We start from the raw sequence: 14,516 nt of genomic DNA on the forward strand, positions 1-14,516 counted from the left end.
TTTACAGATCAAACCGTTTGCTGCTCTGGTTCCCGGCGTCCAAGGCACGGGGGCTTCTGGTGTTCAGTCTGCGCTTTGCAAAAGACGATCCGCCACTCGTGGAAGCTGGCACAAAGAGAGTGAACAATGTCAGGATGACGGCGAGCAAGGAACACGCCAGCAAACGTACCACCATATCGAGCAAATCGATCGACGACAGACCCATTTCCAAAACGAGTCCAGCTAACAGTCCTGATACCGCCCCGCCAATCGTAAAGCTTTTGGCCAGATGGCGATTGTCAAAAATCAGACCCAGCGCCAAGCCGAGCAAAGCACCAATGATCAGAACACTGACCACACGGGTGATGGCGTAAAACATGCTTTCTTCTGTCGCTCCTGTCCGCTCAGAAACAATATTGCGGTCTGTTCGGCTCATATCGTAAATCTGACCAAAGATTCCTGTCATTTGGTCCGCGTGTTCAACATTGAAGTAGCTGCCGCCAGTCTCAGCAGCGATCTTTTGTAGCAGCGCCGTTCCGTCTGCATCGATTTGGCTCATGCCTACCGTATGGACAATCACTTGGTTTTGCTTGTAGGGCGCAAGTGCGGCAGGGACATCCAGATCGCTATAGCCGTCTGACATCAGCACCACCGTGCTGTTCGCCATTTGATTGGCTTGCAGCTGGTCCAGCCCCGCTTGCAGAGCCAGGTCGATCCGGGTGCCTCCATCCGTTCGCGGATATTGGAGCAGCTTCTTCACAACTTCATCCTTCACCGACTGGCTATTCAGCTCAGTGAGGGGTTGCAGGACATTCGTTTGATCGTGAAACGTAACCACTGCTATGTTCATGTCACTGTCCATGCGCTGCACCATGTCGGATGCTGCTTTGAACAATTGGTTATCCGGGTCAGACGACTGCATGCTGCCTGACGTATCCAGAACCATGATAATATTGTTGGCCCCGCTGGCCTGTTGAAACGATGACCCGTACAGCAGCTGAAGCAAGAGCGCCACTACGCCCACCATCAAAAACGTGCTAGGCACGAGCATTTTCCAGGAAAAGCCCAGATAGCGCTGCTTCCAGCCAACTCCATTCAGTCGTGGCGAGATCATTTCCGCAATGAGGCACATCAGTCCTACGAAAAAGGCATATTGACCAAAATAAAGTCCCATTAACAACCATTGCGGTATTTCTCCGGACAGCTTGGCGAGCATGACTTCCCCGACCAAAAATCCGATCACGCCACCTACCAAACTACACACTAGCATGAGTAAGCTTACCCTTCTCTGACTCATGACGACTCATCTCCTCCCACGCGGCGAAAGACAAACCCGCTGTCCTCATAGGAAGCATGGTATTTCTTGTTATTGCGGTAAAACATCAATTCTTCCATGCCGAATCCACCCATCAGGTTCATTTTTTCTATCCCGCTTTTTTGTTCCTCGTGGATGCAGCCCAGCTTGTAGGTTCGCGTGCTCTCATCCTTGTGCAGCGCATACTGAACGAAGTCGTTGTGAATATCGGCAAACAAATACTTCTCCTCGTAGCGATGCTTTTGCAAGAAATGGAACACTTCGATGTGAACCGCTGCGCGCTCTTCCAGCACCAATGCCAGATCGAGGAACAAATCCTCCTTCGTCAGCACGGTTCGGTTATCGTAAGCAGCCCCGACGTTGGCACGCGCAAGCAGCTCCGCCTCAAAAGATAAAGCAAATGGCGCACGGGTGAGAATCTCGTTCCGGCAAAACTGACACAGCCTCTCCACGAGTCCGGCGAGTCGATTCCCGCTGAGCAGAGCGCCGCTGCCGATATATCGTTGTTCCATGTAAAAATCACTGCCGCGTGAAGCTTCCAATGACCGGATCGTTTCATGGACCACCGATTCGTAATATTCGTCCACGTTTTTGCCCAAGTAGTCAGTCGCTTCTCGAACGCTCGTCTGGGCGATTTCCCGCAGTTGCTTATGCAAGGCTTCCAGCTGCTCGACTTGCTCACCTAACTGCCGGTGAATCTGCTCTGCCTGTTTCTCATAGCTCACAAGGATCGAGAGCATCATCTCCCAATCCAGCAGCTCCAGCTTTTTGCCATAAACAGCGTCCAGCAAATGACGAATGAAGGTCCGCACACGCTCCTTATCCCGTGTGAAAAACCCTCCTACGCGAATGTCCTGCCGATCCACTCGCTCTTGGTAGAGATCGACCAGCTCGGCTTTCATCTGTTCAACCTGTCGAGATGTCTCGCGAATTCCTGTGCGCAGCTCATCCAGCAGGTTTGCTCCATTGGCGTGTTCGGCTGTGAGATAGTAAGCCGCATACAGCCCAAGCCGTTCATCCTCGATGACTGCTTTCTGAATCAAATCAGCCAAGGAGTCCTGAGACAGCATGTGCTCCAGACGTTTACGCGCCCCGGAAACGACATTCGCCTCAAAAAAGGCTTGGCTGCTGCCGTCAAACAAAGCCAGCTCCGCTTCACGCATATTCATACTGCAAAGCTCGCTGTAGCTAATGCCAGAGGTCATAAGCCCCGTCATTTCCTCCAGAATATGATCCTCCGGGAGAATGCCAGCCAATTTGCGCTGCAAATCATGTGCCGTCAATCCGAGCTTTTCTCTCGCTTTTGTTTTCGGCAAAACCTCGCCGTCCTGGAGTCGCTCCCAATAGCGGTCAAATACGGCGGACAGCACCGTCAGCGCAATTGCATGAGTCGGTCGCTTCACTTTGGATAGACCAGCAGACGCGAACTTGGTCTGCCCGTGATCAACCGTGATGCTGCGGATAAATTGCAGCTTGTTATAGCCTTCATTGCTTTCATGGAACTCTGACTCTACCTTTTTGTTGTTCAAAAGCACCAGCTTGCTGATCAGCTCGTAATTTTCCTGCATGCCGTCTTCGATAAACAAGCCATGCTCTGTCTTATCACTCAATAGGTACGCCAGTGAAAATAACGGTGCGTTCACATGTTCCACAGGCAGCTTCACGAGATCCTCCGTTACCAAGAGATTCGCTCGATAGCTGTAGTCGTTCCGCTGATAGCGATTGACCTCTTCCAAAAAGCTGACCGAGAGTGCTGTCGAGAACCCGAATGCTTCCCCGTTGTTCTTTTCCTGTAGTAGGACGTACAGGTCGACTGATACGTTTTTAAACAGCTCGTTGAGGTAGCCCTTGAGAAGTAGCGTCAGCTCTGGTAAAAGGATCGTGGCAGGGTCATCCGCCCTTGCCACAACGGCAATATTGACTTGTTGAAAAGCAGTGAACAACTTGCCCATTTCCGCTACCCGTACGCTTGCCAGCTTCATCACCTTGTTCAATTCCATGGTGACAGCTTCATCAAGTAAAAAACGCTCGTGGATCGAGGTACGCATCTTTTTCTTGTCGGCATCTGCCTGCGGCAAGCGGCAGCCGATTACTTGCGGATGCTCCCACGTTTTGTCCTGATACGCATGGACATAAAGAACACCGTGACCATTTTGCCAATTGAGCTCATTGTGGGCACGAACAGCTTGCAGTGCCTCTACGCTCTTATCCCCGAGAAAAAGGAAGAGCACGGGGTTTTGAATGCTTCGCTGTCCGTTTCCGCTATCCAGTTGTCTTTCCAATTCCGTAACGTATTGGGTCGCGAACTCTCCAATCAAATCCCTCATGCGTCCTCCTTCGGTTATTAAACGATCGTGATTGTTTATTGCAGCGTCTTGCGCATATCGTTTACTTTTGACCAAACCTTTTTGTAGAACTGGAACAGCTCTTCACCGTTTACGTATTCGTCGCGGTCGTATTCCAGATCGTTTTTCGTTTCTTGGAAAGCAGTTGCGATTTCTTCGAGTTTTGCCAGCAATTGCTGCGTATCCTCTGCTGAAGTCATCGCGTCACTGCGTTTTGCAGCCTTGCGCTGGATGGTTGCCATGCTCTTGTGATCCAATGCTCGGTATTTTTCATAGATGGCGAATTCGACGTGCTTGTTGACCTTCATCAGGTTGATGAATGGCTCCCACGCATCTTCTTCCTCATCCTTGTCGTAGACGTAGAGCGCACCGCGCTTGCAAATCGTCCCTGTGTAAAGTGCTTCGATGAATCGGGTCACCAGCTCTTCTTCGTCCTTGATGGCACCTACGATCTGCTCCAGCTCCTGGATTTTGGCCTCGATTTCTTCGTATTTACGCACTTCTTGTTCGATCAAGCGAATCTGCTCTGGAAAACGAATCAGGTTTTCTTTTGCCATCTCTTCATTGATACTGCCGAACACATCGCGCGTAAATTCTTGCTCCAGACCATCTCTTATGAAACCTTTGAGCTCAACCAATGCACGCTTGATCTCGCCAGGGCTTAGCTGGGTCGCGTCTCCTTGCGCTTGGTGCTTAGCCAAGAAAGTAGCCAGCGAGAACGACTTCGTCACGATGGATTCATAGCGGTTGCTGGTCTTGCTGTCGCTGCCCTTCTCGCGGATGGCTCCGTAACGTACCGCACGGTCAAACAATTCGCGTACTTTGGCGTTGTACGCTTTGATCCGCCCGTTTTGATACGTATCTCCCCACGATTTTTCCGGAATAGGGGATGGGAGGTACGCCCAGTTGTTCTTTTCGGTTTGAACGAGGTGACGTCCGATACCCTCTCTGTCCAGAATTGTACGTTCGTAGCTTTCCTCGTAGACCTTCAACGGTGTGTAAGCGAACAGTGGGACACCGTTTTTCGTATTCAGCCAGAAGATGCGGTTTTTGACTTCGCTTTCTTTGACGGTAAAGCGTGAACCGCTAATCGCTGTATTTTGATAGTTTTTAATCCCCTTCAAGATCGATGGTGCTTTCAGAGGCACGGATACAAAGCCCCAAGAAGGGAAGTGCATATTGCCGAGATTATTGCTCAGATGGAAGACCGGAATCGCCTCTTCATCCAGCTTGCTCGCAATCTTGCGCTCTACGATGCGATCGAGTGTCTCGTCCTGACCGTATTTGATCACGAGGAATTCTTCCATCGACTTGGTGATCACCTCACCGAACTTCTCCGAGAGGAATTCGGAAATCGAGCTGACGATATCCAGCTCCTGCTCTTTGACCCACTGATCGGAGTGTCGCAGCAGCTCGCTGGTGAAATCGCGGATCAGGTCATCCGCCTCTTTTTGCTCCAGGATGTTGCTAACTACTTTGGAGATATCCGGCACACTGACGATGTTCCAGTAATACGTTTTGTTGCCAGTGCGGTCGCTCTCTTCACCGCCGTTGATCAGAATGTCGCCGTTTTGCTCGAAAATTTGGTTGAGTGCGTTCAAAATCTCAGTAAATACGTTATAGATGCGGTTGTTTTCTGCATTCAACAAACGGTGCAGCTCTTCGTAGAATTCGATCATTTGCTCCAGCTTTTCCTGATCAGCCAGGAGCTGGTATTCGTTGATCTTCGCTTCGATGTAGCTGTTTTTCTTCTTCTCCTTGGAGATGAAAGCACTGCGGGCATCGCCCAGCTTTTCATTCGCATTCTCTCTCGCGCCCTCGATCTCACGCGGGTAGCTCTCCAAATTCGCCTTGAGGCTCTCAATGTAGGAGAGGATCATTTTCATCAGGCAATAGCCTTTGTCCGAATGAATCAGACGGGACGCATAAAATGGTCCTTGCTGCGGGTGCAGGAATACTCGCGTGATCATTTCGCCAAAAACAGAGATCATGTCGCCTGGCATCTGCTTTTTGGACTTAATGTACGCTTCGCGCGCTTTAGCGATATAGCCTTGCTCCAGTTCGTGGTCGATGCTCACGACTTGCTGAGTGATCACGTTGCTGTAGTTTAAACGCTCGCTGTTTTCATAGCCTGGCAACGGTTCAGGAACGCGCTCCTCGAACTTGCGGGAAATCGAGTCGATGTCGATTCCGAGCTTACGGGCGAATTTCTCCGCATCTTCTTGGGTTGGTGCTACCGTGAACATTTTTTCCATCTTTTTAAACAAGCGATATGCCAAGTAGGTTGTCATCTCTTCGATCGGCAAGACAGCAGAGGAAGCACCGATGACGTTGTATTGGTAGTTGGCTGCGTACGCTTTTGGCATCTGGTTAATGTTCGTACGGATGTTGCTGATATAGTCGTGGATCGCAAACTCTTCACCCGAGCGCTTTTCTTCGCTCGCCATGAAGTTCGTAATGTTCTCCGCGGTTACGTTCATGCAGTAATCGTAGGCATTTTCCAATGCTTTGCCTTCGAGATTGGTCGCAGAAATCAAATGACACAGGTTGAATGGCGGCATTGGCGATTGGACGGTGAGCACGTTGCCGTATTGCTGGCGGAAACGCTCATTGCGCTCGTCTGCATTCATCCAGTAGTCGAGCTCTTTTAATGCCGCGTAGCCGTTTTTCATGATGTAGTCGCGTGTGTGCGAGCTGAGGCTCTTGTTCGACAGGTTGACGTCAGGCGTGAACAGGTAGCCCAGCGTATTCACCTTGTCTACCCCCGCACTGCCAAAGTCACGCTCTAAAATGCCTCGTACGATATAGGCGATGTCGAGGAAGCAACCACTCCCCGTTCCCCCGGACAAACCGCTCAAGAGGAATACGGTCAGCTTTTTGTTCGTGCCTTCGCACAGCATCTTGACCTTTTTCTCAATTGTTTGGACGACTTGCGTAATTTTCGTAAAGAGAAGTAGGCGACCCGCCTGGCGTACACCTGACGCTCCGCTGATTCCGTCCGTAATTGTCAGCTCTGGTGAAAGCCAGTCCGTGATGTACGGCTCGAGAATGCTGCGATTCTGCAACACACCGCCGATCTCAGGATTGGACAAGAGTACGAACTCCGTCACTGGATCGAGTCCGATGCCCTTATACTTTTTGTTACGGTCATGCTCATTCGTTTCAAACGCGATGAATTCAATATTGTCCGGCTTTTCCTTGCGCTTCTTGGAAAGCTGGTCTACCGGCAGCTTGAAGCGTCTGTTCACTTGGTATTTCAGGCGCAAAAGCGCATCAATTCCTGTACCGCCAAGACCGATGACGAGCATCGGGTTATCGATTGTATCTACGCGAATCTTGTCACTGACGATTCCTCCGCCGAGGGATACGTCCAATTGTTGAATGTGTTCTCTCACAACTGCTTTCATAATTGACTCACTCCTAGACGATGTAATCTACATATAAGGACTTGTTCACATTCGTTAACGAAATTTTGATGCGATCGTTTTTCTTCAGCTCTTTGCCTTTGTTTGCATCGAGTACACGTCCGGCCTTTTCGATTCGGCAGTTCGAACGGTTTTCGATGATCAGTGTATCGTTTTTCCCTGGTAAAAAGATGACTTTCTCTGTCTCCGCAAACTCAGGGGCGAGTTGCAAGAGTTGGTGCAGCTTCACTTTTCCTTTGAACGCGTTTAGTTTCTTGTACTGCGGATTGGACTTTTCCCCTGTATCCTCATCCACGATCTCGATGGCGATTTGGCCCGCGAAGCCCTTGTTCGCCTTGCGATAGATCGACAGTGTGTACAAGCCTGCACCGATCAACAGGATGAGAACCACGGTACCTCCTACTACGGTCATCCATGGAAATGGTTTCGATTCTGCCGCAGGATCAGTAGTTGTGTTCGGCTTGCTCGCTCCAGAACCTGCCGTTTGGGAAGCATCTACAAGCAGTGGCTTTGTCTCCCGGTAAAAGCTAGTGTCTTCTGCCTTGATTTTTATCTCGTACGTATGGTCAGCCGGGATTGTGAAGCTGCCTTCGAACCCGCTGCCCGTATTGTTCAGGACGACTTCATTCGTCTTATTGTCCGTCTTGTCATTGACGATCAGTGTCGCCTTCATCTGCTTGTACAGATCAGGACTAGCTACCTTCTGTCCGTTTGAAACAAGTGCAGCCTTGATCGGTACGACATCGCCAGCCTGGAAGCTCTTGGCTGTGACTGGCTCCATCTCCAATTGCAGATCGTAGTTGAAGATGAGGTTAATATCGATTTTTTCCTTCGGGGCACCTTTTACCTGTAGCTTCCAATCACCCTGCTGTGGCTTGACCAGCTTGATCATCGTGTACGCATTGGACTTCGACAGTCTGACCTGGTTGGAAGGGATTTGTACTTCCTTGTCCGCTGGGTCATACAGCTTCACTTCCACTGCTTTTTGCGACATGATCGAGATGTTGGCTTCCATGACGCTGCCATTCGGGATTGGGATCGGAATCTCCTGAGCCTGACCGTTTGCGACGAAGCTTTTAACCGGGACAACCTTCAGCTTCAGGTGATTCGCAAAGATTTCGCTCAAAATTTGCGGGAGCTTGTCCGCTGTGCTCGTTTCGAAAAATTTACCATTTGTCTCCGCAGCAATCTGCTGTAGTGTCGTGCGGTTAAGCTGACCGTCTGCATTCAAGCCAATCGTGTAAATCGGATAGCCTTTGTCTTTGGCCTCTTTTACTGCTTGCTGCAGCTCTTGATCAGACTGTGTTTGGGTACGGCTTGATGCTTTGTTCAAATAGTTGTTTCCGTCTGCCAACAACACGATAATCGGCGCATTGTTTGGATTGCGTCCTGCATCAAGGATTTTTACTGCTTCCGTTACCCCGACAGCGATATCGGTGTAGGCTCCTTTTTGCAAACTGTCGATGAAGGCTTTGATATCGTTCTTGTCTTCTTCGGAATTAATCTCAAGCAGTGCCTTTTCCCGCTCGATCTTGTCTGTATAGGCGACGACACCGATTTTGTTCGCTTGAATCGACGTCATGTCGACGAACATTTTCATCGCTTCGTTGCTGACTTTGTTCTTATCGCTCTGGGTCATAGAGTTGCTGACGTCCACGACCAGGACAGCGTCCATATTGTTTCCGCTCGTTTGCGCAAAGCCTGAGTGAGTGACGGAGAGGACACTGACCAAGAGCAGGGCAAGACATGCTACGTATCGACATAACATTCGGAATCGTATTATTTTCATGAGAGCTCCTTTTCTTATGCGTTACAAAGAATTTGTGAAGTGTTGCAAAGGAAGTAAGACTATGACACTATTACCACTAGATTCAAGAAGTAGAAGACAGATGATAAAAAAGTACTAGAATGATTGCCCCTTACTCGTAATACGATACGACATGATTCTTTGTTACAGATTTCGACAACTTCGTTAGGAGAAATTTTATGTTAACTTACTTTCTGTTGTTTGCGGCTTTTTTGCTGCTAGCGGTCCGATTCCTCAAGCTGCTGCGACTGAAACGGCGCAATCTCTCCAACGCCGAAATCGATCAGCATCTTCATGCCTTACTGAATGAGAAGAGGGATTCACCATGAGAAAACGAATCGGCGTACAATTTCGCAAAACCCGTAAAACCACTCATACGTATGAAAGAATTCAAGCGTGCACGCGATGCCATACGTACCATGTCCTATGGGAGACGCATTGTGAGACTTGCGGGAGAGCTTACACACCGATCCGCCAGGTTTCCCACGCGGTGACGCGCCGCTATGTCCAGACGCGCTTTTTGCTCTTGGGCTTGTTTGTCTGTCTTGCTGTCCTTTCTGCGGAGACCCTTTTGCAATTAGCTCTCGCAGGAGGTATTGGCTGTGTGTTGTTCGTCCTGTTTTTCGTGATACAGAAAAAATACGGCACCTATGAAAGAGACGTACAATTTCAACACTTTTTAACGAGGGAAATGGAGACGATCAAGAAGTCACTCCTCCGTCATTTGGAGGAAGTGGGCAACGACGTCAAAGAAGGACATCTAAAGGAAGCTTATGAAAAAACGAGAGAGATCGGGCATTTCGTGGATTCCGATACGATCAAGATACGCAAGATCATGTTCCTCAATCATTACGTCCTGCGCAAAGACATGGAGCTGGAGCTCGAAACGCTCATTCCATCTATGTACGACAAGGACTTCATGGAATATGTGCGCGAAGTCATCAAGGTCCAGCCTTCTCTCGTCAAAAAATCCGTGCTTACTTATGTTAGACGTTATAAAAATCAAATATTGTTGCTGGAAAACGGGGATCAGCTCATCGGTCAAGTGGCAGGTGCAGCGCTCCGCATGAAGTCTTATGTGGACGAGTATCAGGATCTGATTATCGAATTTATCGATTTTTTGCCTCGCGAGCGCCTTCTGCGACTGGCAAAAATGGTACAAACCCATAAGGATGAAGCTTGGGAACAACTATATCATTCTACCAAAAACAGGGTGGATACGCATTACGCGTTTGACCCGGATTTCAAAGGCTTACTGTGAAGGAGGAGCCTTTTATGTTGCCTATCTCTCCCTATTATAGGTCCCTCTGGGTACGTAATATTTTTCTCGGACTCTTTGCCTTGGGTCTGATCGCCGTTCTGTTCAAGCTCGGATTCGGGTACAAGCAGATTACATTGTATAAACAGGCAAAGGCGTTTTATGAGCAAAAGAACTTGCTGCAAGCCGAGGAAACCTTTTCTCGTGCGCATGATATGGCTGTTCTGTCCTACGGGGATGACGAATGGAATTCCATCATGTTCCAACTGATATCTATCCGCACTGAGCTGGAAGGGCTTCACCAGTATTCACGTTCTGCCATCTCGGTGAAGAAGGTCGCAGAAGTCGGTGCAGTCTATGAACAATACCAAGCAGTCAAACAGAAATACCAGAACCAAAAGGACGTACCGGCGATGTTTTTCCAGCAATTGTCCGCTCATTTGGGTATGGATAAGAGCTTTTCCGATTATTACTTGAATGCCTTGCAAACAGCCAAGGCGCAGGCACAATCGAATCTCAAAAAGGAAAACTATCAGGACGAATCTTTCATTGAAACACTCCTTGCCATTCCAGATGAATACTACGGCGGCAAAAAGAAGAAGCAGGCTGAGCTCACGGCCTTGTTCCAGAACTATGAAAAGACAAAGCTGCGGGCGCTGATTGCTTCGGCTCCTTTTGAAGAAGTCATCACCAAAACGGCTGCAAGCATACGCCATTACGAAAAACTGGGTGTCGAGACAGATTGGTTAGTGGGTCAGTTGGAAAAGTATGCGCTAGCTGAAATCAAGGAAGTTATTCGTTCGAAGGATTTGAGTGCCTTCGTTGGCATGGCAGCCGCCTATCGAAAAATCGAGGATGTGCTGTCCAGTGATTCACCTGTCCTCGATTCGATCACCCGCTATCTGGAAGGCAAGCTCAAGCAGGCAAAACAATACATCAAGTCGTTCGAGTTCACTAAAGCGCGTGAATTGTACGAACAGTTGAATCCGCTCCAGGATACGGCTACACTCCTGTCCGATCTGGAAAAGCTCTGGTTGGAATACGATCCTGCACGTTTATTGCAATTGAGATATCCAGACAGAACGTTCACCGATATGCTCTCCGGCACAGATCGCTGGGGAGCACAGCTTTACGCATTTGGACTCTCTGAGGCAGATCAACGTCTTTACTTCGCAGCGAAAATGCCAAATGACTCGCTCCTCTATCTGGATCAGTCGCTGGATGTGGACATGAAATCGGCTAAGGCGAAGATCGACGATACTCTCGGGAGTAAAGATAAGCCTGTGATTATTGTGAGTGCTTCCGGCAAGGAACGTGCTAACGCCTACGCGGCACTGTCTCCGAATTTGACAAAAGAGACTCTTGAAAAGCGCTTTTCGGTCGAGGCGGATGAACTCAGTGTAGAAGACTCCGAGCATGTGATCATGAAAAATCCGGTAGGCAAAGGGGAAAACGAAATCGCTTTGTTCAAGCTCGAAGACAATGGCTTGGCTTACATTGAAAAGCTGGCTGACCTGGAGGAGAGTTCCGAAGAAACCACCGAGGGAACTGAGTCAGGAGAAACGACTTCCCCTGCCGACGAGTCGACAGAAGCGACGAATCAAACTCCCCCTGCCACTCAAAAAATCGATGTTTTTGCAGGTCCCGGTGAAGAATATGAGAAGATCGGTCAAGTAGTAGCAGATGGTTCCTTCCAAGTCATCGCGGATCTGAATGGCTGGTACCAGATTGTGTTTGATGGAAAAGAAGGCTGGATACGCGCTACCGATTCAACGCCGTAATCAGTCTGCTGAAAATTGAGCTCCCCTCGCGATCATGACGCTCCTTTTTTGATCTGCGCCAGGAGCTTTTTCTCATTTTTTTACATTGCGTCAGGTGTCAGATTATTCTATAATCTATTTTTATTTTATAGATAGGCAAGGAGTGAGAAGCGATGTTTGGAATCGTTCATTATGAAGCATTTCTGATGACCGCAATCATGTTGAACCTGATACCCGGCTCAGACACGATGTACATCATCACCCGCAGCATTTCGCAAGGAAAACAGGCAGGTATTCTATCGGTTCTCGGCATTTTGACAGGCTCACTCATTCACACACTCTTGGCTGCCTTCGGCTTGTCGCTCCTTTTAGCGCAATCCATCGTGCTCTTTAGCATCGTCAAAATATTGGGGGTCGCCTATCTCGTCTATTTGGGCATTCGCATGCTGATGACGAAGGAATCACCAGCTTTTGATACAGCCGATTCCAAGAAGCTGAAGGGTGAAAAGGTCTATCTGCAAGCGATCCTGACAAGTGTCACGAATCCAAAGGTCGCCCTTTTTTTCATCGCCTTCCTCCCGCAATTCGTTAGCGCGACGGAAGCAGGACCTCTCCCTTTCCTTATTCTTGGCCTTACTTTTACCGTTACAGGTGGCATCTGGTGTAGTCTCCTCGCCCTGTTTGCTTCCTTCGCTACGCAAAAATTGCGCAATAATCAGAAGTTCTCTGTCATTCTCAACAAGCTGACGGGGATCGTTTTTATCGGGATGGGGTTGAATCTGTTACGGGCGAAAGCGAATCCTTAGGAGGTTATCTATGAAAAAGATTATTTCTGTACTCGCACTCATTCTTTGCTTTGCTTTCTTACCTGTTCAAATGATTGAAGCGCATCCAGGCAGAACAGATGCAAATGGTGGACACACCTGTAGAACAAACTGCGAAAAATGGGGATTACAGTATGGTGAATATCACTATCACAACGGTGGCGGTGGTTCTTCTAACAGCCAAGTGAAAAAATCGGCTCCTCCAAAACCATCGGCCCCCCGTACACAACCTAAAATACTACCTTCGAAAACAATTGTAGCCGTTGACAATGCTAACGTTTATTCTGCTCCATCCCTTGACTCTGTCGTTACTGCAACCCTATGGTATGGTTTTGAAATCAAAGCATCAGGTACACAGCAGGAATTTATCTCCATGGATCAAGGTTACGTTTCTAAAACAGTGGTCACTTCGTATACACCGATCACTCCTAAGACTGTCAAAATTCAAGGAGAGAAAGGCTATTTCTTCTCGACCCCTTCGCCAGAAGGTCCAGGCAGGGGCTACGCTGTCAGAGATGCACTTGTTCAAGTAGTCGGTGAACGTGGAGATTGGTATTACAGCTCCACCATCGATGCAAACGGGAACGTCTTAGTTGGATTTGTTTCGAAAAGCGTTGCCTATTAACCATAAAATAAGGACCGAAAAAGCCAGTCAGGAGATTCTTTCTCCTCTGGCTTTTTTCATGTTCAGAAATTGTTTAGGTCGAAAGATTATGATATCTCTAGGCATTTTTTCACAATTGGAACGAATGCTCTTGATGAAAAAGTTTATTGTAACTAAAAATTAGGACAAAGGGGGAAAGATGAATTGAGTTAACGGTGCGAAAAGGGAGTTGAAGAATGTGCGAGTGCTGTTAAGTGCTGGGTTTATCCTGGCAGGCTTGTTCCTCCTTTTCTATCCTCAATGGGAAACGGCGGTATCTGCACAAAAGCAAGAACAGCTCATCGAAGCGTTCGAACAACTGAGCGACGTCAGCGAGCAAATAGAAACGGCTGCATCCGAGGACCCACCAACTCCTCAGATAGAAGAGCCGCTCGCTATGTTGGAAGGTGCCAGAGGCGTGATTCGGATTCCCAAAATTGATCTGGAAATGATGATTTTTGAAGGCGCGGACAAGCATGCCTTGAGTAAAGGGGTTGGCCTGATCGAGCCAGACAAGAAATTCGGTGTGAACAATGTTGGACTGGCAGGCCATCGCGGGATTACTCACGGCAAGCAATTCAATCGCTTGGACGAACTAGCAACTAACGATGAGATTGAGATCAAGACGAAAACGGCGACCTACCAATTCGTTGTCGTGAAAGCCTTTGTCGTAGATCGTACACAAGTAGAAGTTCTAGAGGATCAAAAGAAGCCATTGATCACCTTGGTCACATGCACCCCTGTTGGAGCAAAAGATCCGAAGGACAGACTGATCGTTCAAGCTGAATGGAAACAAACGACTTCATCTCAGCCCTAACACTTCCTACTGAAAGACAGAATGAGGCTAGTTTTTATTTAGTACAGGAGGAGCATATGCAAAGGAAATCTTGGATCGTTGTGGTGGCACTTTTGCTCATCATCCAAAACTTTTTCAGTTTCACGACAACCTCGTATGCGCAAACACAAGGTGAGGTTGTCGTTGGCAATAGTGGGGAGCCGGGCACGGGCAACCCTACTGATCCGGGCACAGGAACTCCTACCGATCCGGGCACGAGCAACCCTACCGATCCAGGCACAGGAACTCCTACTGATCCGGGCACAGGAACTCCTACTGATCCGGGCACAGGAACTCCTACCGATCCGGGCACAGGAACTCCTAC

The 14,516-nt window shown here is 48.7% G+C and carries 11 protein-coding genes; 7 read left to right on the forward strand and 4 right to left on the reverse strand.

What is annotated here, in order from left to right; genetic code table 11:
- Position 1: 1 nt before the first annotated feature.
- Genes PMI05_RS18115 through PMI05_RS18130 form a run of 4 tightly spaced genes read right to left on the reverse strand, consistent with a single transcriptional unit; the run spans position 2 to position 8,853 of the window.
- Positions 2 to 1,276 (reverse strand): VWA domain-containing protein, encoded by a 1,275-nt coding sequence (locus tag PMI05_RS18115; RefSeq protein WP_007724679.1) that lies wholly within the window; start codon positions 1,274 to 1,276, stop codon positions 2 to 4.
- Positions 1,273 to 3,621, reverse strand: a complete 2,349-nt coding sequence (locus PMI05_RS18120; RefSeq protein ID WP_007724680.1) for a hypothetical protein — start codon at positions 3,619 to 3,621, stop codon at positions 1,273 to 1,275. The genes PMI05_RS18115 and PMI05_RS18120 overlap by 4 nt, the downstream gene beginning before the upstream one ends.
- Before the next feature lie 35 nt (positions 3,622 to 3,656).
- Positions 3,657 to 7,046, reverse strand: a complete 3,390-nt coding sequence (locus PMI05_RS18125; RefSeq protein ID WP_007724681.1) for a tubulin-like doman-containing protein — start codon at positions 7,044 to 7,046, stop codon at positions 3,657 to 3,659.
- 13 nt (positions 7,047 to 7,059) lie between these two features.
- Positions 7,060 to 8,853 (reverse strand): VWA domain-containing protein, encoded by a 1,794-nt coding sequence (locus PMI05_RS18130; protein ID WP_007724682.1) that lies wholly within the window; start codon positions 8,851 to 8,853, stop codon positions 7,060 to 7,062.
- A gap of 197 nt (positions 8,854 to 9,050) precedes the next feature.
- Between PMI05_RS18130 and PMI05_RS31120 the strand changes: the two genes are divergently transcribed.
- From PMI05_RS31120 to PMI05_RS18160, 7 genes are all read left to right on the forward strand, one after another.
- The gene (locus tag PMI05_RS31120; protein WP_007724683.1) at positions 9,051 to 9,200 is read left to right on the forward strand and encodes a hypothetical protein; all 150 of its coding nucleotides are present in this window, start codon (positions 9,051 to 9,053) and stop codon (positions 9,198 to 9,200) included.
- A complete protein-coding gene (locus PMI05_RS18135) occupies positions 9,197 to 10,132 on the forward strand; it encodes a hypothetical protein (RefSeq protein WP_007724684.1) in 936 nt (311 codons plus the stop codon). Before PMI05_RS31120 ends, PMI05_RS18135 begins: the two co-directional genes overlap by 4 nt.
- A gap of 14 nt (positions 10,133 to 10,146) precedes the next feature.
- On the forward strand, positions 10,147 to 11,910 hold the full coding sequence (locus PMI05_RS18140; protein WP_007724685.1) for an SH3 domain-containing protein: 1,764 nt from the start codon (positions 10,147 to 10,149) through the stop codon (positions 11,908 to 11,910).
- A 152-nt stretch (positions 11,911 to 12,062) separates the two neighbouring features.
- Entirely contained in the window at positions 12,063 to 12,695 is a 633-nt protein-coding gene (locus PMI05_RS18145; RefSeq protein ID WP_007724686.1) for a LysE family translocator, read from the forward strand.
- Positions 12,696 to 12,705: 10 nt separating this feature from the next.
- Positions 12,706 to 13,338 (forward strand): YHYH domain-containing protein, encoded by a 633-nt coding sequence (locus tag PMI05_RS18150; protein ID WP_007724687.1) that lies wholly within the window; start codon positions 12,706 to 12,708, stop codon positions 13,336 to 13,338.
- A 217-nt stretch (positions 13,339 to 13,555) separates the two neighbouring features.
- Positions 13,556 to 14,173 (forward strand): class D sortase, encoded by a 618-nt coding sequence (locus PMI05_RS18155; RefSeq protein ID WP_007724688.1) that lies wholly within the window; start codon positions 13,556 to 13,558, stop codon positions 14,171 to 14,173.
- 56 nt (positions 14,174 to 14,229) lie between these two features.
- Positions 14,230 to 14,516, forward strand: a 287-nt coding sequence (locus PMI05_RS18160) for a hypothetical protein (protein WP_007724689.1), incomplete at its 3' end; no start/stop codon positions are given.

Source organism: Brevibacillus sp. BC25 (assembly GCF_000282075.1).
Taxonomy (GTDB): domain Bacteria; phylum Bacillota; class Bacilli; order Brevibacillales; family Brevibacillaceae; genus Brevibacillus.